Annotated in this window: 21 protein-coding genes; 8 read left to right on the top strand and 13 right to left on the bottom strand. The window is 69.6% G+C overall.

The annotated features are described in order from the left end of the window. The first annotated feature begins 16 nt into the window (after positions 1–16). The gene (locus WJ12_RS29900; RefSeq protein ID WP_034189472.1) at positions 17–628 is read left to right on the top strand and encodes a LysE family translocator; all 612 of its coding nucleotides are present in this window, start codon (positions 17–19) and stop codon (positions 626–628) included. A gap of 51 nt (positions 629–679) precedes the next feature. Continuing rightward, positions 680–1,636 (top strand): alpha/beta hydrolase family protein, encoded by a 957-nt coding sequence (locus WJ12_RS29905; RefSeq protein WP_059556753.1) that lies wholly within the window; start codon positions 680–682, stop codon positions 1,634–1,636. On the opposite strand, the gene WJ12_RS29910 is transcribed toward WJ12_RS29905, so the two are convergent. Beyond that, positions 1,637–2,557: a phosphatidylinositol-specific phospholipase C gene (locus WJ12_RS29910; RefSeq protein ID WP_156444737.1), complete on the bottom strand. Its 921-nt coding sequence runs from the start codon at positions 2,555–2,557 to the stop codon at positions 1,637–1,639. 6 nt (positions 2,558–2,563) lie between these two features. Between WJ12_RS29910 and WJ12_RS29915 the strand changes: the two genes are divergently transcribed. Next, positions 2,564–3,586 carry a LacI family DNA-binding transcriptional regulator gene (locus WJ12_RS29915; protein WP_059556754.1) on the top strand — a complete coding sequence of 341 codons (1,023 nt, stop codon included), beginning with the start codon at positions 2,564–2,566 and terminating at the stop codon, positions 3,584–3,586. Between the two features lie 32 nt (positions 3,587–3,618). Here the strand turns inward: WJ12_RS29915 and WJ12_RS29920 are convergent, their stop codons facing one another. The 12 genes from WJ12_RS29920 to ypfJ form a co-directional block, all read right to left on the bottom strand. Further along, positions 3,619–4,506 (bottom strand): carbohydrate ABC transporter permease, encoded by an 888-nt coding sequence (locus WJ12_RS29920; RefSeq protein ID WP_167361903.1) that lies wholly within the window; start codon positions 4,504–4,506, stop codon positions 3,619–3,621. Further along, the gene (locus tag WJ12_RS29925) at positions 4,476–5,345 is read right to left on the bottom strand and encodes a carbohydrate ABC transporter permease (RefSeq protein WP_034189469.1); all 870 of its coding nucleotides are present in this window, start codon (positions 5,343–5,345) and stop codon (positions 4,476–4,478) included. The genes WJ12_RS29920 and WJ12_RS29925 overlap by 31 nt, the downstream gene beginning before the upstream one ends. Positions 5,346–5,379: 34 nt before the next feature. Then, positions 5,380–6,618: an ABC transporter substrate-binding protein gene (locus WJ12_RS29930; protein ID WP_059556755.1), complete on the bottom strand. Its 1,239-nt coding sequence runs from the start codon at positions 6,616–6,618 to the stop codon at positions 5,380–5,382. A gap of 195 nt (positions 6,619–6,813) precedes the next feature. Further along, on the bottom strand, positions 6,814–8,022 hold the full coding sequence (locus WJ12_RS29935) for a porin (protein ID WP_059556756.1): 1,209 nt from the start codon (positions 8,020–8,022) through the stop codon (positions 6,814–6,816). 165 nt (positions 8,023–8,187) lie between these two features. Further along, positions 8,188–9,126, bottom strand: a complete 939-nt coding sequence (locus tag WJ12_RS29940) for a helix-turn-helix domain-containing protein (RefSeq protein WP_034189533.1) — start codon at positions 9,124–9,126, stop codon at positions 8,188–8,190. 70 nt (positions 9,127–9,196) lie between these two features. Next, positions 9,197–9,784 (bottom strand): DUF3156 family protein, encoded by a 588-nt coding sequence (locus tag WJ12_RS29945; RefSeq protein ID WP_059556757.1) that lies wholly within the window; start codon positions 9,782–9,784, stop codon positions 9,197–9,199. Then, positions 9,781–11,283 (bottom strand): APC family permease, encoded by a 1,503-nt coding sequence (locus WJ12_RS29950; protein WP_059556758.1) that lies wholly within the window; start codon positions 11,281–11,283, stop codon positions 9,781–9,783. The genes WJ12_RS29945 and WJ12_RS29950 overlap by 4 nt, the downstream gene beginning before the upstream one ends. Before the next feature lie 239 nt (positions 11,284–11,522). Further along, the gene (locus tag WJ12_RS29955; RefSeq protein WP_034189464.1) at positions 11,523–12,863 is read right to left on the bottom strand and encodes an aspartate aminotransferase family protein; all 1,341 of its coding nucleotides are present in this window, start codon (positions 12,861–12,863) and stop codon (positions 11,523–11,525) included. A 63-nt stretch (positions 12,864–12,926) separates the two neighbouring features. After that, positions 12,927–14,429 carry an aldehyde dehydrogenase family protein gene (locus tag WJ12_RS29960; protein ID WP_034189463.1) on the bottom strand — a complete coding sequence of 501 codons (1,503 nt, stop codon included), beginning with the start codon at positions 14,427–14,429 and terminating at the stop codon, positions 12,927–12,929. 179 nt (positions 14,430–14,608) lie between these two features. Continuing rightward, complete coding sequence (locus WJ12_RS29965) at positions 14,609–14,806, bottom strand: hypothetical protein (RefSeq protein WP_034189462.1); 198 nt, start codon at positions 14,804–14,806, stop codon at positions 14,609–14,611. A gap of 79 nt (positions 14,807–14,885) precedes the next feature. After that, positions 14,886–15,614: a helix-turn-helix transcriptional regulator gene (locus WJ12_RS29970; RefSeq protein WP_059556759.1), complete on the bottom strand. Its 729-nt coding sequence runs from the start codon at positions 15,612–15,614 to the stop codon at positions 14,886–14,888. Positions 15,615–15,775: 161 nt separating this feature from the next. Beyond that, positions 15,776–16,657, bottom strand: coding sequence for a KPN_02809 family neutral zinc metallopeptidase (ypfJ, locus tag WJ12_RS29975; protein WP_034189460.1), 882 nt, complete (start codon positions 16,655–16,657; stop codon positions 15,776–15,778). 401 nt (positions 16,658–17,058) lie between these two features. On the opposite strand from ypfJ, the gene WJ12_RS29980 reads away from it, so the two are divergent. The 5 genes from WJ12_RS29980 to WJ12_RS30000 all read left to right on the top strand — a co-directional run bounded on the left by WJ12_RS29980 (position 17,059) and on the right by WJ12_RS30000 (position 21,993). Beyond that, entirely contained in the window at positions 17,059–17,850 is a 792-nt protein-coding gene (locus WJ12_RS29980) for an SDR family NAD(P)-dependent oxidoreductase (RefSeq protein WP_059556760.1), read from the top strand. A gap of 171 nt (positions 17,851–18,021) precedes the next feature. Then, positions 18,022–19,065 (top strand): LysR family transcriptional regulator, encoded by a 1,044-nt coding sequence (locus WJ12_RS29985; protein WP_059556761.1) that lies wholly within the window; start codon positions 18,022–18,024, stop codon positions 19,063–19,065. 99 nt (positions 19,066–19,164) lie between these two features. Further along, positions 19,165–19,854, top strand: coding sequence for a DUF4286 family protein (locus WJ12_RS29990; RefSeq protein WP_034189458.1), 690 nt, complete (start codon positions 19,165–19,167; stop codon positions 19,852–19,854). Positions 19,855–19,937: 83 nt separating this feature from the next. Next, positions 19,938–21,245 (top strand): MFS transporter, encoded by a 1,308-nt coding sequence (locus WJ12_RS29995; RefSeq protein ID WP_069245964.1) that lies wholly within the window; start codon positions 19,938–19,940, stop codon positions 21,243–21,245. A gap of 46 nt (positions 21,246–21,291) precedes the next feature. After that, a complete protein-coding gene (locus tag WJ12_RS30000) occupies positions 21,292–21,993 on the top strand; it encodes a DUF2848 domain-containing protein (protein ID WP_034189531.1) in 702 nt (233 codons plus the stop codon). The last annotated feature ends 214 nt before the right edge of the window (positions 21,994–22,207 follow it).

Genomic DNA, 22,207 nt, shown 5'->3' on the forward strand with positions numbered 1-22,207 from the left:
CACTCCGAGGCCCGCCATGACGCTGTCCACGCTCACCGTCTTCGCCTTCGCCCTGCTCGTCACCGCGGGCACGCCCGGACCGAGCGTCGCCGCGCTCGTCGCGCGCGTGCTGACGAACGGCATCCGCGACGTTCTGCCGTTCCTCATGGCAATGTGGCTCGGCGAAGCGCTGTGGCTCACGCTCGCGGTCGCGGGGCTGTCGGCGTTCGCACGCACGTTCGCGACGGGCCTGTTCGTGCTGAAGCTGCTTGGCGTCGCGTACCTGCTGTTCCTCGCGTGGAAAATGTGGATCGCGCCCACCGACACGGGCGCGGACGACCTGCCGCGCGGCCAGTCGCCGTGGCGCATGTTCGTCGCCGGCATGCTCGTGACGCTCGGCAATCCGAAGATCATGGTGTTCTATCTCGCACTCCTGCCGACCATCGTCGATCTCGCGCATGTCAGTGTCGCTGCGTGGGCCGAACTCGTCGGCACGATGCTCGCCGTGCTGATTCTTGCCGACTGCTTCTGGTCGCTGCTCGCATCGCGTGCACGCACGTTCCTGACATCGACGCGTGCGAAACGGATCGCGAACCGCACGAGCGCGACCGCGATGGCCTCCGCGGCAGTGGCGATCGCGACGCGGTAAGCGCTTCCGTCCGGCGCGTATCGCGGCGCCCGCCCTTGCCCGGGATTGCACATGAAAACCTGGCTATCGGCCGTCCTGCTCTGCCTGTCCGCCACGATCGCGCATGCGGCCGGCGTCAAGTTCGTCACGATTCCGGCCGACACCCGCGGCCCCGCGGTGCGGGCGGCCATCTGGACACCCTGCGCCGCCCCCGGCCGGCCGCTCACGATCGGCCCCTTCGTGCTGCAAGGGCAGCGCGACTGCCCGACCGCCGGCGACAAGCTGCCGCTCGTCGTGATCTCGCACGGCCACGGCGGCACGTTCCTCGGCCATCACGACCTCGCGGAAACGCTTGCCGACGCGGGCTACGTCGTCGCGGCGATCAACCATCCGGGCGACACGTTCTCCGACATGAGCCGCGCGGCCGATCTGCGCGACTTCGTCGAGCGTCCGGCCGACATCACGCGTCTGGTCGACTACATGCTGGACAAGGCGCCGGATGCCGCACGAACCGACCCGACCCGCATCGGCTTCTTCGGATTTTCGCGCGGCGGCTTCACGGGCCTCGTGCTGGCCGGCGCCAACCCGGATTTCGTGCATGCGGCGCTCGCCTGCCCGGACCCGGCATGGCCGATCTGCCGGCAAATCCGCGACGGTGACGTGCCGAAAGCGCCGCTGACGCACGATCCGCGCATCAAGGCCTACGTGCTCGCCGATCCGTTCGACGCATTCCCGAGCGCCGACACGCTGAAGGACGTGCATGCGCCGATCCAGCTCTGGGCCTCCGAGGCCGGCGGCGACGGCGTGGTGCCGGAAATGGCGCCCGCGCTGGCGGCCCTGCTGCCGCAGCGGCCGGAATTCCACGTCGTATCGAATGCCGCGCATTTCGCATTCCTGGCGCCGTGCCCCGAACAGCTGGCGCGCGACGCGCCCGACATCTGCACCGACGCAAAGGGCTTCGATCGCGCGGCCTTCCACCGGACACTCGACGCGAAGGCGCTCGCGTTCTTCAACGCGAACCTGCGCTGACTAACAACGAAACGCCTTGCGCCAGACGCCCTGCTCCGGCACGTGGTCATTGCATTCGATCAGCGCGCGCACCAGCGCCCAGTCGTCGTCATCGCAGAAATCGAGCAGCATCGCGCCATGCGGGCCGCGCTGCGCGTGCAACCGCTCGGCCAGCCTCGCATGAATGCCGGGCACCCTGCCGTCGCCGTGCGCCACCACGGAAGGATTCGCGCCCATTCCCGTCCCGCTGCAGAAACTGATCGCCCAGCGGCCGCTGTCCGGCACCGGCAGGTGCGTCAGCAGCGCGTCGATCGCGCGCCACTTCCACGCGATCGATGCGGCCACCGGCACGCGATATTCGTCCTGGATCACGAACGCGCCGTCCGGATGATCGATCGTGAACGTCGCGTTGTCGGGCCACGCAGTCAGGTCGATGCCGAGCGGCCGGCCGCTGCGAAAGCGCCGCAGCAGCACGATCGCGCCGCGCACGTCGCCGAGCGCGGGCAGCGTGCCGCCGGCATGCCAGCGCAGCCGCGGGTGCCGCGCGCGATGCGCGTCGAACGTCGCGTCGAACCCGCGCGTGCACGCCTGGGCCGGCCACTCGTCCTTCACCGACATCACGATGCATTCGCGCGGATGCGCGTCGAGAAAGCGCGCACAGCTTGCCAGCACGTCGTCGAACGTCATCCCCAGCGCGATACCGCCGTGATGAATGTCGAACGCGTCGCGCACGTGCCGGCAGCGGATGTCGAGCAGCCGCACGCCGTGCGCGAGCTGCGCGTCGAGCGGCGCGCGCTGCGTGCGCACGAGCGCATCGTCGACCGTATACGCACAGGTGTCATGGCTGCCCGGTAGGGTCAGCGTATGCAGCAGCCGCGCATCGTCGAGCGCCGACATCCAGTCGGCGAGCGGCATGCACGTTTCGTGGCGCGAAGGGATCATGAATCGATGAATGACAAGGAAAGAAAACCGTGGGTGACGGCGTCGGATGTCGCGGCGCGGGCAGGCGTCTCGCGCTCCGCGGTATCGCGCGCATTTTCGCCGACGGCGAGCATCGCACCGCAAACACGCGAACGCGTGATGGCCGCCGCGCGTGCGCTCGGCTACCAGGTCAACCTGATCGCGCGCGACATGATCACGCAGCGCAGCAGCATGATCGGCGTCGTCACGGCCGGGTTCGAGAACCCGTTTCGCGCGCGGCTGCTGTCGGACCTGATGGCCACGCTCGGGCAGCGTGCGCTGACGCCGCTCGTGACCAATGCGGAAGATCCGCGCCAGGTCAGGCAATCGCTCGAACAGCTGCTCAGCTACCGGATCGCGGGGCTCGTGATGACGTCCGCGTCGCCGCCGCTGTCGGTCGCGCAACAGTACCTCGAACACCGGATTCCGGTCGTGATGATCAATCGCGAGGCGAACCTGCCGGGGGCCGATGTCGTCGTCAGCGACAACGCGGCGGGCGCCGTCCAGGCGGCGCAGCGGCTCGTGCGGGCCGGCGCGCGCCGGCTCGCGTTCGTCGGGCCGCGCGGGGCCAGCTACAGCGCGCGGTCGCGCGCCGCGGCATTCGAGCAGGCGCTCGCGCAACGCGACGCGTTCGGCGCGACGCTCGCCCGCGTGCTCGACACGCCGTCCGATACCCATGCCAGCGGGATCGACGCGGCGCGGCAACTGTTCGCCGCGAGCGAACGGCCCGACGGCGTGTTCTGCTCGTCCGACCTGCTCGCGCTCGGCGTGATCGACGTCGCGCGCAGCGAATTCGGCTTGCGCGTGCCGGACGACCTGTGCGTGATCGGCTTCGACGACATCCCCGCCGCCGAATACGACGCGTATCGGCTGACGACGCTCCGGCAGGACACGCGCGGCCTCGCGCACGCGGCGATCGACCTGCTCGCCGACCGCATGCAGACGTTCGACGGCCCGTCGCGCACGCGCGTCGTGCCGGTCGCGCAGGTGGTGCGGGACAGCTGCGCGTGACGGCGTGACATCGGGCGCGGCGCGGCCGCGCGTCACTTCAGCCCGCCCGCAAACCCGCGCAGCAGATAGCGCTGCACATAGCCGGCCACGGCCAGCGTGGGCAGCGACGCCATCAGCCCCGCGCTCATCAGGTCGCCCCAGTCGATGCCGTTCTCCGTCACGTAGCCGGCAATCGCGAGCGGCAGCGTGAAGCGACTCGGCGTCGACACGAACAGCAATGCGATCAGAAACTCGTTCCATGCGGCGATGAACACGAAGATCGCGGTCGCGATCAGCCCCGGCGCGCACAACGGCAGCACGATCTGCACGAGCCGCCGCGCGAGCCCCGCACCGTCGATGCAGGCCGCCTCTTCGTACTCGATCGGCACTTCGCGAACGAACGCGAGCAGCATCCAGATCGCCATCGGCAACGCATAGATCTGGTACGCGAGCATGAGGCCGAACGTCGAATCGAGCAGGTGCAGCCGCTTCGCCAGTGCGAACAACGGCACCGCGATCGTGATCGGCGGCATCAGCTTCAACGCCAGCACGAGCACCAGGAACAGCAGGTCGAGCCGCGCCGGAAACCGGAGCCGCACGAGCGCATACGCGGCCGGAAACGCGAGCGCCAGCGCGAGCAGCGTCGTGCCGAAGCCGACCAGCAGCGAATTGAGCAGCGGCGCACCGATGCCGTTGGACCACACCGACGCGAAATGCTCGAGGGTCGGCGCGGCCGGCCAGATCCGCAGCGGATGATCGAGGCGTTCGAGCGTCGGCATGAAGGCCGCGCCGGCCATCCACAGGCAGGGCAGCAGCAACAGCGCGAGCGCGACGACGCGCAAACCCCACGGCACCGCGCGACCGAATGCGGCGCCCGTGCGTGGGCCCCTGACGCGTGCGGGATGCACCGTCATGCGCGCCGCTTGCGAACCGTCTGCCATACGTACCCCGAAACCAGCACCGCGGATGCCGCGAGCATCAGCACCGACGCGGCGCTGGCCGGGCCGACGTTGAAGAAGCGGAAGCCCGTGTCGTAGATATAGGTCGACAACGTCTGCGTCGCATTGCCGGGGCCGCCGCCCGTCAGCGCATAGACCTTGTCGAACAGCTTGAACGTATCGATCGAGCGCAGCAGCAGCGCGAGGCCGATCTGCGGCGCCGCGAGCGGCAGCGTGATGTCGCGCAGGCACTGCCACTCGCTCGCGCCGTCGGTGCGCGCGGCCTCGTACAGCTCCTGCGGAATCGACTGCAGCCCGGCCAGCACGATCAGGAACGCCATCGGCGTCCACTGCCAGACGTCGACGAGCGCGAGCGACCAGAGCGCGAGATGCGGATCGGACAGCCAGCGCACGCCTTCGATGCCGAACGCCGCGAGCAGCGTGTTCAGGAAGCCGTCGAAGTTCAGCCAGTTGCGCCAGATCGCCGAGCACACGAGCGTCGACAGCATCATCGGCAGGATCGCGAGCGGCAGCGCGATGCGCCGGCCCGGAAATGCCCGCACGAACAGCAGCGCGAGACCGAAGCCCAGCGCGACTTCGGCGAGCGACGCGACGATCGTGAAGCGCAGCGTGTTGCCGAAGCCGGCCGCGAACGCGTCGTCGCCGAGCACCGCGCGGTAGTTCGCGAGCCCCGTGAACGCGCGGCGCCCGGCCGAGTAGTCGACCTGACAGAACGAATCGATCAGCACCTGCGCGACCGGATACAGCGCGAGCGCGGCGAGCACCAGCAGCGCGGGCCCGAGCAGGGCGACGAACGGCAGGCTGCGGCCGAAGGACTTCATGCGCGACCTCCGGCCACCGGGTTGACGCGGGCGGTCACTTGCCGGCCGCGGCCGTCGCCTGCGCGATCTTCTGCTGCGCCTGGCGCAGCGCGGCGTCGGGGGCGGCCTGCCCGGTCAGCGCGAGCTGCAGCTGGTCGCCGAGAATGCTCTCGACCTGCTGCCAGTCCTTCACGCGCGGCCGTGCGCGGCCGGCTTCGAGCGCCTTCAGCTGATCGGGATACCAGCGGTACTGGCGCACCAGCGCCGGATCGTTGAACACGCTGCGGCGGGTCGGCGGAATGCCGATGCCGGCGAGGCGCGTCTGCGTATCGCGCGCGGTCAGGTAAGCGAGGAAGTCCTGCGCGAGCTTCGCGTGCGGTGCGTCCTTCGGAATGCCCATCTGCCAGATGCCGAGCATCGGCGCCGGGCCGGCGGTCTGCCCGGGCGGCGGCTGCAGCGCGATCTGCCCGACCACGCGCGACTGCTTCGGATCGTCGAGCGCCGGCACCCACGCCGGCCACACCTCGATCGACTGCGCGGCCGTCCCGCGCTGCAGCGCGTCGCGCACTTCCGCGGCGCCGTACACGTCGACGTCCTTCGGTGCGGACGCCTTCAGCGCGAGGAACGTCTTCAGCGCGGCCTGCGCTTCGCGCGAATCGATCGTCACGTTGCCGGCTTGGTCGAACACGTCGCCGCCGTACGCCCACAGGATCGGCAGGAAGCCCGTCACGACGGGATTGCCCTTGGTCCCGCGAAACACGACGCCCGACACGCTCTTGTCCGCGCCGCCGACGGTCTGCGCGATCTTCAGCACGTCGTCCCAGTTGCGCGGCGGCTGCAGCTTGTATTTCGCGAGCAGGTCCTTGCGGTACGCGAACATCTCGACGTTGCCGACGATCGGCAGCGCGTACAGCGCACCGGCCGCGTTGCGGCCGAGCGCGACGGCGGACGGCACGAGATCGGCGTCCGCGAGCGACGCCGGCAGCGGCTTCAGCCAGCCGTTGCCGACGAATTCGGGCGCCCACGTGTCGTCCATCATCACGAGGTCGTACGTGCCGGTGCCTTCGCGCATCGACAGCTTGAGCTTCTGGTACAGGTTCGCGTTCGGCAGCTTGAGCAGCTCGATCTCGGTGCCCGGGTGCAGCTTGTTGAAGCCGGCGACGGCGTCGGCCAGCCCCTTGCCATAAATGTCGTCGCGGCCCGCGATGACGAGATCGGCCGCAGCGGCGTGCGTGGCGGCGAAGGACAGCGCAAGGGCGGCGGACAGCGCGCGCAGGCGGCTCAGCAAGGTCATGAGGTCTCTCTCGTTCGGCGTGGTGGCGGAGCGGCCAGGCGTTGCACACGTGTGCAACGCGGGTGACGCGGCTGGCCGCCGGATGCGAACGCCATTGTTCACGCCGATCGTTAAGAATTTGTGGCACACGGCGGGAACGGCCGCCGCCGCACCCGGCTGCCCCGCCCCGCCTGCCGCTCCGCCCCTGCGCCCCGGTCAGAAGTTCACGCGGATCCCGGCCATCACGGCCAGTTGCCGGCTCGCGTTGCTGTTCGCGAGCACCGGGATCTGCGCGTAGTTCACCGCGTTGCCGTTCGCATCGGTGCCGAGCCCCGTGCCGCTGGCGATCTGGCCGATCGCGACCGCGTACAGCGCGGTGCGCTTCGACAGGCTGTAGTTCGTGCCGACATTCACCTGATGAAAGCGCGTCGTGCCGCGCCCGTCGGTATGGGCCGCGTTGAAGATGTACGCGACGCCGCCCTGCAGCGCCGGCGTGAACATGTACGTGACGTTCAGCTCGCCGATGTCGAACGTGAACGCCTGCGTGCGCGGCTGCGCGGCGGTCGAGAAATAGCGGCTGTCGCCGAGGCGCGTATGCGTGTACGTCAACGCGACCGTCGCCGCGCCGAGCGCGACCGAGCCGCCCGCGCCGAACGCGCGCATCGAGCCCGCATCCTGCAGCAGGCAGTACATCGCGCCCGCGTTGCTGCACGCGAAATCGCCGATGTAGCCGCTCGCGCCGCCGAGCGCCGCGTCGAGCGGCTGGTGCAGGTCGAGATAGCCGACCGAGAACGCCACCGGCGCACGCGTGTACGTCGCGGCCACCGCATAACCGCGCTTCGCGGAAAAGTCGCCGGCCTGCCCGCCGAAGCTGAACGTGCCGCCGAACGTGAGCCCGTGGAAATCGGCGCTGGTGAACTTCACCGCGTTGTTGAAGTTGAATGCGGCATTCAGGTTGTCGACGTCGCCGAGATGCGAGCCGTACGGCGTCGCCCAGTTGTTGCTCGACACGTACGCGCCGAGCATGTCGGTGTACGAGTCGTACTGGCGGCCGAGACCGAGCGTGCCGATGCCGTCCTGGCGCAGCCCGACCCACGCCTGCCGGCTGAACGCCGTGCCGCCCTGCAGCGCCTGCCCGTTCGCGGACAGGAACTGCTGCTCGAGCGTGAACACCGCGTCGAGCCCCCCGCCCAGCGGCTCGGCGCCCTGGAAACCGAAGCGGGACGGCACGAGGTTGCCGCCGCCCATCTGCCACGCATGGCCGCCGCCCGTGTTGCCGTCCGCACGCGTGAACTGCTGGTTCGTCGAGTAGATGATGCCGGTATCCACGGTGCCGTACAGCGTCACGCTTCCCGAGGTCTGCGCGTGTGCGTGCATGCAACCCAGCGTCGCCGCGGCTGCGGCCAGTCGTCGTCCGATTTTCATGTCCGCCCTCTGTGTTCATCGATTCGCAGTGCAAATCGATGGCGTTGTCGATATGGGTGACGGGACTCTATCCAGCGAAAATTCAGGACCTCTATCGCAAATCGGCAAACGGTGGATTGCACTGCCCGCGACGCTGCCCGGCGGCGCCGTCGCGGGCAGCGCGCATCATTCGGGGCGCGTCGTCTGGGAAGGCAGTTCGCCGAACAGGTCGCGATACTCTCGCGCGAAATAGCCGAGATGCGTGAATCCCCAGCTCGCGGCGGCCTCGCCGACGCCGAGCTGCTGCGCCGACGTCGTGCGCAGCATGCGGCGCACCGCGTTCAGCCGGATCGTGCGCAGGTAGCCGACCGGCGTGACGTCGGCCACGCGTTGAAAACTCGTCTGCAACGTCCGGCGGCTGCAGCGCAGCGCGCGGCACAGTTCGAGCACGGTGACGGGCTCCTCGGGCCGGTCGCGCAGATGCTTCTCGCAACGGCTCACGATATCGCTGTAGGTGGCATGCGTGATGTCGCGGCGCTCGACGCCGATACCCTGTTCGAGGGCATCGAGGAACATGCCGAGCATCGCGTCGCGAAACATCTTGCGCGTGGCCGCGTGCTCGAGGTGGCCCGGGTTGCGCTGCGCGTCGTCGATCAGCGCCGACAGCCGCACGCCGAGCGCAACGCCCTGTTCGTCGGACAGCCGCGTCACGTGCCGCAGCTTGCGCGCGCCGGCCGCGCCGAATTCGGCCTCGCACAGCTCGTCGACCATGTCGGACGCCGCGCTGATCCCGACGAGCCCCATTCCTTCCGGCGTGTGGAATTCGAAATCCTCGCCGGCGCGCAGCGCGAGCAGCGCATAACCGTCGACCGGCTGGCCCTGGAAGGTACCCGCGAGCGGGACGGACAACGGCACCGCGAGCGACGTGCGCCCGGCCGGCGCAAGCCCGGTTTGCGCGACGCGCCGGTTGGTGGTTTCGCGAAAGAAGTGGAAATCGTCGTACAGCACCTGCGTGACGGTGCCCTTGAAGGGGCCGGGCGTCATCTGGCGGTAGACCTGATGCCAGCCCGCGATCGCGAGCCCGTGATCGTGCACGTCTTCGTGTGAGCGTGACTGGAACAGCATCGGCATCTCCGGTAAAACCCTTGGGTCCTGGATGCGGCCGCCGGATTCGCACGGCACGCAGCGCCACAGCTTACCCTCGCAAAATCCTGCGTAGTGCGGTTTCGAACGCAAGCAAGGCCGCCGACAGCGCGGCGGCCTGCTCGCCGGTCAGCCGGACGTAGCGGCGAAACGACGGCATCCGGTTCACGACCTCGCTGCCGCCGAACGGCACGATCGCGAGCGTCCAGCGGCCGTCGCGCGCGCCGATCGTGCACTCGGTCAGGTGCAGCGGCCGCAGCGCGTCGACCAGCGACGGCTCGGCGACCAGCGCGGTCAGCGTGTCAGCGAATACGGGGTCGCATCCCGAGTCGCGTACCCCGTCGATCCCCGTCCGGCGCAGCCAGCCGGTCTGCCGCACGCGGGCGCTACCCTGCGCGGCCGGCCCGCGCACGGTCGCGGCCACCTTCACGCTGACCGTATGCATCAGGAACTGCCGCTCGACGCGCTCGTCGACACTCACGCGCACGCCGTTCGGCAGGCGCGCCGTGGCGCCGCCCATATCGTCGGCCTCGCGCGCGGCCTGCAGGTCGGCCAGCACCCGCGCGGCGATCGCGCCGGGCCGATGACCGGGCGGCGGCGCGTCGGGCGCCGCGCGCCAGCGGGCGAGCGCGGCCTTCACGACGCAACGTGCTCGTTGCGCAGCACTTCCTCGACCGGCACCGGCCTGAACGGATGCCGGCGCTGCACGACGAGCGTCCAGAACAGCGCGTACAGCGCGGTGAGCCCGAGCATCGCGCCGAACGGCACGTAGATGTCGCGCGCGTTCATGCCCGGCGGCGTGATGTACCAGATCGCGAGCACGATGCCGACGCTCGACACGATCTGCGGCAGCGGGAACAGCGGCGACCGGTACGGGCGCGGCAGGTCCGGGCGGCGGATGCGCAGCATCACGACCGATGCCGTGACCAGCAGGTACGCGGTGCCCCACGCGCAGGTCGCGGCGAGCACGAGGTGCAGGATGCTGTCGAGATTGCCGTTGATCAGCCACGCGTGGAAGATCGGCACGATCGCCGCCGCCACGATGCCGACCACGGGCGTCTTGAAGCGCGGATGCAGGTATGCGAAGCAGCGCGGCAGCGCGCCGTCGATCGCCATCCCGTACAGGATGCGCGGCAGCCCGGCCATCAGCGTGTTGATCGTCGCGGCGCCCGCGCACAGGAACGCGATGCCGAACCACACGCGGCCGAACGGGCCGAGCACCTGCAGCGCGAACGCGGGAATCGCGCCCGGCGTGTCGAGCAGGTGCGTGAGGCCGTCGGGGCTCACCGGCACGTTCGCGACCTGGCGGCGGATCGCCGCGCCGTACAGGAACATGCAGATCGCGACGCCGACGAGGCCGAGCGCCATCGCGCGCGGAATCGTCCTGCCCGGCGCCTTCATTTCCGGCGCGAGCGGCGTGACGAACTCGCAGCCGACGAACATGAACATCGCCATCCCGACGAGCGACAGCACGGCCGGCACCGACGTGCCGACTTCCGAGCGGCCGAACCAGCCGTCGAGATGCACGGCGGGCGCGGCCGCGAGACCGAGGATCCCGAAGATCATCAGCGACAGCCACATGCCGGCCGTCAGCACGATCTCCAGCTTGCTGAACACCTTGATGCCGACGATGTTGGTGACCGCGAACGTGACCACGAGGCCGACGCCGACGAGCCACGAGCTGTTGTGCTTCTCGAACGCCGCGTTCAGCGATTCGAAGTTGACCAGCGCCATGATGCCGCTCAGGATCGTCTCGGCCGTGCCGGCGAACACGTGCACGAGGAAATACGCGGAAATCGTGCCGGTGATCGCCCAGAAGCGGCCGAGCCCGCACGACAGATAATCGTAGACCGAGCCGGCCGTCGGCAGCATCGCGGCGGCTTCGGAGAACGTGGTGGCCTGCGCCTGCATCATCACGAACGCGATGATCATCGCGACCGCGAACGCCCAGCCGCCCATCCCGAAGCCCGACGTCGCGGTGAGGATCACCGGGCTCGCCATGATGAGGCCGACGGCGCTCGCCAGCGCGGTCGGAAAACCGACCGCACCGGCCTTCAGCGCGGTGCCGCCGCCCGCTTGCGCCGGCGAGCCGGCGGACGTGTCGCCCGCGGCGCCGGAAACGCCTGACCATCCCGACATCTTCGTCTCCTTCCAGTGCTGGCCCGAACCCGCGCTTCGTCGGCGGCTGGTGCCAAATTTGCCTTGCGATCGGCCCGGGGCGGCGCTTCAGCGCTTCGTTCCCGGACCCCTGTCGATCACGGCGTGATCCGATGTCGAAAAAATACGCAGGCAAAAAAACCAGGTCATAGCGCAAATCGGCAAACCCGCGGCGGCGTTCGCGCGTCCCGCCGCCGGTTTGCCTTCATGCGGCTACGCCGTCACGCGAACGGCACGGCCTCGAAGCCCGCCGCGAGGGCGTCGACGATCCGGTCGAGCTGCTCGCGCTGGATCACGAGCGGCGGCGACAGGATGATCTTGGTGCCGACCGGGCGCACCAGCACGCCGTTCTCGCGGGCGACTTCCGCGACCGCGTTCGCGTAGCCTGACAGCGGGTCGATCGGCTCGCGCGTGTCCTTGTTCGCGACGAGGTCGAGCGCGAGCATCAGCCCCTTGCCGCGCACCTCGCCGACCGCCGCGAAACGCTCCGCGAACGGCTTCAGCGCCTCGAGCAGATACGCCCCCTGCTTCGCCGCATTCGCCGGCAGGTCTTCCTTCACGACGATGTCGAGGCTCGCGATCGCGGCCGCGCATGCGACCGGGTGGCCCGCATACGTGTAGCCGTGCATGATCGCGCCGCCGAAATCGGCATTCGCCGCGAATGCCTCCTCGATCCGCGCATTCACGACCGTCGCGCCGAGCGGCACGTAGCCCGACGAGATGCCCTTCGCGAGACACATGATGTCCGGACGCACGCCCCAGCCGCGGCTGCCGAACAGGCTGCCGCTGCGGCCGAAGCCCGTCACGACCTCGTCGGCGATCAGCAGCACGCCGTAGCGGTCGCACACCTCGCGCACGAGCGGCCAGTAGTTGGCCGGCGGCACGATCACGCCGCCCGCGCCCTGGATCGGCTCCGCAATGAACGCGGCGACCGTGTCGGGGCTCTGGAACTGGATCTCGCGCTCGAGCAGTTCCGCGCAGATCCGGCCGAGTTCCTCGGGATCCTGCGTGAACGGGTTGCGGTACAGCCACGGCGTCTCGACGTGGAAGCAGCCGGGCAGGTTCGGTTCGTAGTTGCGGCGGAACACCGTGTTGCCGTTGACCGACGCGCCGCCGAAGTGCGTGCCGTGATAGCCCTGCTTCAGCGAAATGAACTTCGTGCGGTCGGCCTGGCCGCGCACCTTCCAGTACTGGCGCGCGATCTTCAGCGCGGTCTCGATCGAATCGGAGCCGCCCGAGCTGTACAGCACGCGGCGCATCCCTTCGGGTTCGAGCATGTCGATCACCTTCTTCGACAGTTCTTCCGCGCGCGGATGCGAAATGCCGTCGAACAGCTGGAAGTATTCGAGCTCGTCGAGCTGGCGCACGATCGCGTCCTTCACCTCCTGGCGGTTGTGGCCCACGTTCACGTTCCACAGGCCCGCGACGCCGTCGACGAGCTTGCGGCCCTGTTCGTCGAACACGTAGCAGCCGTCGCCGCGCACGATGCGGATCGGCTTGCGCTGCTTCATCTCGTTCGGGTGCACCATCGGGTGCCAGAATTTCGCTTCGTTGTAGCTCATTGCAATCTCCACTGTCGGATCGTTTGAACCTGGGTCGTTCGGATTCGGGGGCCGCGCCGCGCGTCAGTGCGCGATGCAGACGGATTTGGTTTCGGTGAAGCCTTCGATCGCGTACTGGCCGAATTCGCGGCCGATGCCCGATTGCTTGTAGCCGCCGAACGGCATCGACGGATCGAGCGGGATATGGCAGTTCACCCAGACGGTGCCGGCCTCGATCTGCGGCACGAGGTTCATCACACGCTTCAGGTCGTTGCTCCAGACGCTCGCGGCAAGGCCGTACGGCGACGCGTTCGCGAGACGCACGGCGTCGGCCGCGTCGTCGAACGGCACCACGACGATCACGGGGCCGAACACCTCGTCGCGCACGATCGCGCTGTCCGGATGCGGATCGGCGATCACGGCCGGCTTCACGTAGTAGCCGGGCAGGTCGTCGGCCGGCGTGCCGCCCGCGAGGAACGTGAGGCCCGCGCGGCGCGCGCCTTCGATGTGCTGGACGACCTTGTCGCGATGATGCGCGGACACGAGCGGATTGATCTGCGCGGTCGTGTCGAGGCCCGCGCCGAGCTTCATCGACTGCGCGACGCCGGCGAGGCCGTCGGCGAGCTGCGCGAACTTGCTGCGGTGCACATAGAGGCGCGACGCGGCCGCGCACACCTGCCCCTGGTTGAAGAACGCGCCGGCGGCGACCCCGTCGAGCGCCTGCGCGACGTCGACGTCGTCGAGCATCACGATCGGGTTCTTGCCGCCGAGCTCGAGCGAGAAACGCGTCATGTTCTGCACGGCCGCCGCGCCGACCAGCTTGCCGGTCGCGGTCGAGCCCGTGAACGAGATCTTCGCGATCGACGGGTGGCTCGCGAGCGCCGAGCCGCAGACGCGGCCGCCCGTGACGACGTTGAACACGCCGGGCGGCACGCCGGCCTCGCGGGCGAGTTCGGCGAGGCGCAGCGCGGTGAGCGGCGTTTCCGGCGACGGCTTCAGCACGATCGTGCAGCCGGCCGCGAGCGCGGGAATCAGCTTCCACACGGCGATCATCAGCGGGAAATTCCACGGCACGATCGCGGCGACCACGCCGACGGGCTCCTTGCGCGTGTAGGCCGTATAGCGCGCGCCGGGCGGGAACGGGATCGACACGTCGAGCGTCTGGCCGGTGATCTTGGTCGCCCAGCCTGCCATGTAGCGCACGTATTCGACGCTCGCGCCGACCTCGATCGCGCGCGACACGTGGATCGACTTGCCCTGGTTCAGCGTTTCCAGCTGGGCGAGCGTCTCGGCGTCGCCTTCGATCAGGTCGGCGAGTTTCAGCAGGATGCGTTCGCGGTCGGCCGGGCGCAGCCCGCTCCATACGCGCGTGTCGAACGCGCGCTTCGCGCTGGCGACCGCGCGGTCGACGTCGCGAGCGTCGGCGTCCGCGACCGTCGCGAGCCGCTCGCCCGTCGCGGGGTCGTACACGTCGAGCCGCGCAGCCGATTGCGCGGGCTGCATGTCGCCGTCGATGAAGAGGCCGAAATCGCGCGCGACGAAAGTGCGCACGGTGTCGCTGACGGCGACGAAGTTCGTGTTGCTCATGGGCGTCTCGATGATTGTCGTGGCTGGACCGCGTGCCGGTAAGGCACGCGGGCGTCGGACCACTGTATCGACGAGGGATCGCGCCCGGTGAGCGCAAATTGGCAGCGCGTGAGGGAAGGCGGCGGGTTCGAACCCCGCGGGTCGGATGGCGGGGCGTGACGGAGGAACCGACCGACAGGCTAGTTCTTGAAACCCTGCGACATCGACGCGAGGAAGTCGTATGCCTGGTAGTCCAGCCAGTACACCCCGAGTGCCAGCGGGATCAGAAAATACAGCGAATCGTACGTCCCGCTTCGCACGGTTCTGACGATGAAGATCGGCAGCGCAATGCTCAACGCGACGACCACCAGCGAAGCGGCAGTGAGTGCGACATCCATTTTCCCGGCCCTTTGATTGTTATCGAAACGACGATCGTGCATGGTACTGCACGACGTCGGGGCCCCGCTTGCAGGACGACTACAGAAACAGCGCCCCGACCAGTTCGGTACGGTTCGACACGCCGAGCTTGCGATACATGCGCATCAGGTGGGTCTTGATCGTCGGTTGCCCGAGCGCGAGATCGCGCGCGATCTCCTTGTTCGAGCGCCCGTCCCGCACGAGACGCGCGATCTGTTCCTCGCGATAGGTGAGCCGCTCCTCGCAGCCGATCCGGTGGATCCCGCGCCGCGCGCGCAGCAGCGGGCCCAGCGCGGCTTCGGCCATCGGCTGCAGCCGCGCGAGCGCGTCGATTTCGCCGGGCGCGAACCGCCCTGACGTGCTGTGGCCGGACGCGTCCCCGGTCCCGAAACGCAACAGCGAAAACGCGCCGATCGTGCGGCCCGCGTCGCGCAGCCAGATCTCGACGACGTCGGCCACGTCGTGGCGCCGCAGGAAACGGGTCCAGTACGCGGACGCCTCGCGTCTTTCGTCAGGCAATTGGGAGGCGAGCGTCACGACCGCGCGCTCACCGGCCGCGCAGCGCGACGGATGCAGCGGATCGAGCATCCGGTAGCGGGCGACATAGGTGCGATGCATCGATTCCGGCATCCCGAACAGCTCGAAATCGGCCGGTTCGCCGCTCTGGTCGAGCCGGTAGAACACGATCGCGGACGGGCTCGCGAACGCGTCGAACACCTCCACGCACGCGCGCAGCGCGCGCGGCCAGTCGGCGGCGGCGTGATCGACGGGAACGGATGGGATCGGCATGGTGGAATCGGCGGCGGGCGAACGGATCGAATAGCGAAGTCCGGGCCAGCCTACCGGCGCCGAAAAGCGCCGGTGAGCACAAATCGGCAAATCGTCCCGGTCCGGCGACGGTGACCGGTCCGGCCGGGACGATACGCGCGCGACGATGCGCGCGCCATCATTCAGCGCGCGTTCGCGGAGAACGTGTCGCAGGCGCTCACCTCACCCGATTCCATCCCGCGCCGCAGCCAGTACACGCGCTGTTCGCTGGTGCCGTGCGTGAAGCTTTCCGGCACGACGTAGCCTTGCCCCTGCTGCTGCAGGCGATCGTCGCCGATCGCGGCGGCCGCCTTCAGCCCCTGCTCGAAATCGCCGGGCTCCATCAGCCGCTGGTTGGCGCGCTGCGCATTGTTCGCCCACACGCCGGCGAAGCAGTCGGCCTGCAGCTCCATCCGCACCGACAGCGCGTTCGAGCGCGCCTGGCTCGACCGGCGGCGCGCCGCATCGACCTTGTCGGAAATGCCGAGCAGGTTCTGCACGTGATGGCCGACTTCGTGCGCGATCACGTAGGCCTGCGCGAAATCGCCACCCGCGCCGAAACGCTTGCGCAGTTCGTCGTAGAAACCGAGGTCGATATATACCTTGCGGTCGGCCGGGCAATAGAACGGCCCCATCGCCGTCTGGCCCGTGCCGCAGGCGGTCGGCGTCGAGTTCGTGAACATCACGAGCTTCGGCGCCTGATACTGCGCGTGCAGCTGGGTCGAGAAGACGCCCGTCCACGTGTCCTCGATGTTGGCGAGCACCTTGCGCGTGAACACCGCGCCCGGATCGGCGGCCGGCGCGCCCTGGCGTTGCTCCGGCGCGGGTTGCGCCTGCTGCTGGCGGCCCTGCAGCGCCGACGCGCCCTCGAGCACCACGCGCGGGTCGATCCCGAAGAAATACGACGCGGCCAGCGCGACCACGATCGTGCCGATGCCGATCGTCGCACCGCGCCCGCCGCCGAAACCGCCGGCGCCGCGGCGATCCTCGACGTTCATGCTTTCTCTTTCGTCGTCCAGCCTCATTGCCGGCCCCTCCCTGTCCTTGTCGATGGTCCGGCCGCGCCAGCGCGCAACCGGGCGATACGTCGCGACGACTCGATCCAGCGGCGGACGCGATACCCGCGCAGCGGATGCACGCTCGCGCCGTTCCTGCCGGCCCGCCGCGCCGCTCGCACGACGGAATCGGCCGGCCGACGCGCCGCGCGTCGATGCGCGCGTACGCCCGCGCTATTTTGCCGGGCTTTCGCGACTTATCCCAAAAATGTGGAGGATAGAGCGATTCGGCGCAGGACATCGTCAGCCTTTGCAAAATGGGCAGGACCGAACCGGCCGTCCGGACGGCCTTCATTCATCCTTTCGGCGGATACCGCCGCGTGCCGGCACCGCCTAAAGTGGCCGCTCACGACACCTTTCCGGAGAACGACATGACGCACCCGCCCTCCCGCACGATCGCGATCACCGGCGCGGGCACCGGCATCGGCGCCGCGTGCGCGCGCCGCTTCGCCAGCCGCGGCGACCGCGTCGTGCTGATCGGGCGCCGTCGGGCGCCGCTCGACGCGCTGGCCGCCGAAACGGGCGGTCTCGCGCTCGCGGGCGACGCCGCGAGCACGGCCGACTGGGCCGGCTTCCTGCCGCGGATCGCCGAACGCTTCGGTCACGTCGACGCGCTCGTCGCATGCGCGGGCGGCCACGGCACCGGCCGCGCGGACGAAACCGACGATGCGCGGTGGCGCGACGCGATGCACGCGAACCTGGACACCGCATTCGTCAGTGCACGCGCGTGCCTTCCCGACCTGATCGCGCAGCGCGGCAGCATCGTGCTGGTCGCGTCGATCGCGGCGCTCGCGGCCGGGCCCGGCGTATGCGGCTACACGGTCGGCAAGCATGCGCTGCTCGGGCTCGCGCGCTCGCTCGCGCGCGACTATGGCCCGCAAGGCGTGCGCGCGAACGCCGTCTGCCCGGGCTGGGTCCGCACGCCGATGGCCGACGCGGAAATGGAGCCGCTGATGGCCGCGCACGGCGATTCGCTCGACGGCGCGTACGCCCGCGTCAGCGCCGACGTGCCGCTGCGGCGGGCGGCCGATCCGGACGAAATCGCGGCCATCTGCGCGTTCCTCGCGTCGCCGGATGCGTCGTTCGTCACCGGCGCGACGCTCGTCGCCGACGGCGGCGCGATGGCCGTCGACGTGCCGACGCTCGCGTTCGACCGGCTTTGATGCAAGCCGGCACACCGCCCGCGTGACACCGGGTGGCGGCCGGCGAGTCGGCCGCCGGCCGCCCGTACCCGCGACGACACACCCGGCGCCCGCGCGTTTCCCACCCCGGAAATCCGCTACCATCGACCGATCCCGCCGCCGCTCCCGGCCGGCCTCTGCGTTCGGACATCGATGAACATCCGGTTTCTTGAAACCTTCGTCTGGCTCGCGAAGCTGGAAAACTTCCGGCTCACGGCCGAAAAGCTGCACACGACGCAGGCCGCCGTGTCGAGCCGCATCGCGTCGCTCGAGGAGGCGTTCGACGTGCGCCTGTTCGACCGCAACACGCGCTCGGCCACCCTCACGCCGGCGGGGCGGCGCATGCTGGCCTATGCGGAGCGGATCGTGCGGCTCGACGGCGAAATGCGCCGCGACATCGATGCGGCGAGCGACGCGGGCCTGATCCGGATCGGCGTGATCGAGTCGATCGTGCACAGCTGGTTCCCGGCGCTGATGGCGCAACTGCGCGAGCGCTATCCGCGCCTCGACGTCGAGATCACGAGCGACACGACGCTGCACCTGACCCGTCTGCTCAGCACCGACGGCGTCGACCTGATCCTTCAGACCGACCCGGTGCCGGGCCCCGACTTCACGAACCTGCCGCTGTGCGAGTTCCCCGTACGCTGGGCCGCGAGCCCGCGCCTCGGGCTCGGCGGCCAGCCGCTCGACGTCGCGCGCCTGGCCGGGTTTCCGATCATCAGCTTCTCGCGCCACTCGGGTCCGCATGCGACGATCGAGCGCTTGTTCGCGGCCGTCGAGCGGCCGGCCAGCATCAACTGCATCACGTCGGTCGCCGCGATGATCCGCCTCGTCGCCGACGGCTTCGGCGTCGCCGCGCTGCCGCCCGCGATCATCGGGCGCGAGCTGCAGGAAGGCGCGCTCGAACTGCTCGACGTCGAACCGGAATTCCCCGCGCTGCCGCTCGTCGCGACGTACCGCAGCCAGGGGCTGCCGGTGGCCGCGCGCATCGCCGAACTCGCGAGCGAAGTCGCGCGTCCAACGGCCCCGGCTACGAGCTTCGCAAAGCCTGCCGCCCCGGCCGCGCCCGATCGCATCGACACGGCGGCGGCACGCAAGGCAACCCGAACAACAACAGCAACGCCGACAAAAACGAAACGCACGACGCGAGCCGCACCGGCGTCCCCCGCCGCGACACGCCGCCCGCGCCGCTCATAAGAAAACCTGTTCACCGCGAATTTGTTTTCTTGTTGGACGGGCGCGGCCTGTCTTCGGGACACTGCGGTTCCTGACACCCCCGTCACGAGGAACCCCGCGATGACCCGCCTTTCCCTCCCGCACGGCCAGCTTTGCGTCTGGACGGATGTCGACCCCGCGCACGAAGCCGACTTCAACGCGTGGTACGACCGCGAGCACATGCAGGAACGTGTCGCGATTCCCGGCTTCACGCATGCACGGCGCTTTCGCGCGACCGACGGCGGCCCGCGCAAATACCTCGCGCTGTACGTGACGGAGGCGCTCGACGTGTTCCGCGGCGACGCGTACCGCCGCGCCTTCACGCAGCAGACCGCCTGGTCGCTCGCGAACTTCGAACGCATGACGGGCACGCAGCGTCGCGTCGGCGAGCTGACGATCGAGGCCGGCGACGGCGAAGGCGCGCATCTCGCGCTGTTCGTGCTGCCGCCGCAGCACATCGACGTGCCGCCACTGCGCGCGCGCTTCGACGACGCGCTGCACGAACCGGGCATCCACGCCGCACGACTCTTCCGCACCGCACCCGACCTGTCCGCGCCGATCGGCGCGGATGCGGCCGCCCGCCCGGCCGCCGATGCACTCGTACTGGTCGAAGGCAGCGACGCAGCCGTCACGCGCCGCGTGGCCGCCGCGCTCGCCGGGCACGACGACGTCCGCACGTTCGACCTGCTGTGGCGCGCCGCCGCGCCGCCGCGGGTTGCGCACCGTGACGCCGAAGCCGAACCGGCCGCCGCGGCCGCATTGCCTGCCTGAACGCCGACACCGGCGCTCGCCGCACCGCACGCGGTCCGCACGCCGGTCCCTCTCCCGTCATCCGTCACGACCCGCCCGATACCATGAGCACTCTCGCCCAGCCCGCCGCCCACGCGCCCCGCCGCGTCCGCACCCGCCGACTCGCGACCGCGAGCATGATCGGTACGTCGCTCGAGTGGTACGACTTCACGATCTACAACACGCTCGCCGCGCTCGTTTTCAATCACCTGTTCTTCCCGTCGGTCGATCCGCTGGCCGGCACGATCCTCGCGTTCTCGACCTATGCGGTCGGCTACGTGTCGCGCCCGCTCGGCGGTTTCGTGTTCGGCAACCTCGGCGACCGCATCGGCCGCCGCGCGGTGCTGATGCTCACGCTCGTGCTGATGGGCGTGACGACCGCGCTGATGGGTGCGCTGCCGACCTACGCGCAGGCCGGCATCCTGAGCCCGGTCCTGCTCGTCGCGCTGCGCTTCGTGCAGGGCGTCGCGCTCGGCGGCGAATGGGCCGGCGCGGTGCTGCTGTCGGTCGAGCATGGCGACCAGAAGCGGCGCGGGCTGTCCGCGTCGTGGACGCAGATCGGCCCGTCGTTCGGCGCGCTGCTCGGCACCGGCTGCATCGCGCTCGTGACGCTGTCGACCACGTCCGACGCCTTCCTGTCGTGGGGCTGGCGCGTGCCGTTCGCGGCCAGCGCGCTGCTCGTCGTGTTCGGTTTCTGGATGCGGCGCGGCGTCGACGAAACGCCGCAGTTCGAGCAACTCGCCGAATCGCACGCGACCGCCGACGTCCCCGTCGCCGACGTGCTGAAGTATCACTGGAAGCGTCTGCTGATCGCGGGCGGCTCGCGGATCGGCTCGGACGTGCTGTATGCGCTGATCGTCGTGTTCACGCTGACCTATGTGACGACCGTGCTGCACCTGTCGCGCCCCGTCGCGCTGACGGCCGTGATGATCGGCACCGCGTGCAACGCACTCGCGGTGCCGTTCTTCGGCGCGCTGTCGGACCGCTTCGGCCGCCGGCCCGTGTATCTCGCCGGCGCGCTGGCCGGCATCGTGTGGGCGTTCGTGTTCTTCGCGATGCTCGATTCGGCGCGCCCCGGCGCGATCGTCGCGGCGGTTGCGGTCGGTCTCGTGATCCATGCGGTGATGTATGGCCCGCAGGGCGCGTTCGTGACCGAACAGTTCCCCACCCGCGTGCGCTATGCGGGCTCGTCGCTCGCCTACACGCTCGCGGGCATCGTCGGCGGCGGCTTCGCGCCGCTCGTGATCGCCACGCTGTTCCGGCAGACGGGCACGACGACGGCCGTGTCGCTGTACGTCACCGCCGCGCTCGTCGTCACGTCGATCGCGCTGCTCGCCGCGCGCGAGACCGCACACCGGGCTCTCGAGGATTGAGCGCCGCCAGCCGATTCATTGCTTCGCACTTCAAATGGATATCCGCATGCAAGCCCTGTCGTTCAACGTGATTTCCCTGCAAGATGCACCGGCCGCCGTCGACGTCGACATCGAGCGCGTCGTGATTGCCGGCTGGGCCGGCCGCGACCCGGCCGCGATCCAGGCGCATATCGACGAACTCGCGGCGCTCGGCGTCGCGCCGCCGTCGACCACGCCGTGCTTCTATCGCGTATCGTCCGCGCTGCTCACGCAGGCGCCGTCGATCGGCGTGCTCGGTACACGCTCGGGCGGCGAGATCGAGTGCGTGCTCGTCGACAGCCCGGCCGGCACGCTGGTGACGGTCGGGTCCGATCACACGGATCGCGAGGTCGAGGCGTACGGCGTCGCGGTGTCGAAGCAGGTATGCGCGAAACCGCTCGGCCGCGATGCATGGCGGTATGCGGACGTCGCCGGTCACTGGGACGCGATCGAGATGCGTGCGTGGCTGATTGCGCGCGATGGCGAACGGGTCGCGTACCAGCACGGCGCGGTGAGCGGCCTGCTCGCGCCGGACGTGCTGTGGCGGCGTTTCGACGACCGCCGCACGATGCCCGCGCGCTGCGCGATGTATGGCGGGACGGTCGCCGTGCATGGCGCGATCGCGGCGATGGGCGACGGCGATGCGTTCGAGATGGAACTGCACGATCCGGTGCTCGGGCGCAGCCTGCGGCACCGGTATGCGGTCGAGGTGTTGCCGGTCGTGGCGTAACGGCAGCGGAAAACCGCACGGGACGCGCGCGCGGCGGCGTTCGGCCGGCGCGCCCGTTCCTACCTGTACGATTCAAAGCAGCGGTAGTCCGGGAAGTTGAACTGCGAGTTGTCGCAGTACAGCACACCTGCCAGGTTGGTACACCCGCTCAATGTGAACACGATTGCTCCCGCAACCGACGCTTTCCATCCGAATTGCCACATCGCGCCCCCGT

Source organism: Burkholderia seminalis (assembly GCF_001718535.1).
In the GTDB taxonomy this organism is placed as follows: Bacteria; Pseudomonadota; Gammaproteobacteria; order Burkholderiales; family Burkholderiaceae; genus Burkholderia; species Burkholderia seminalis.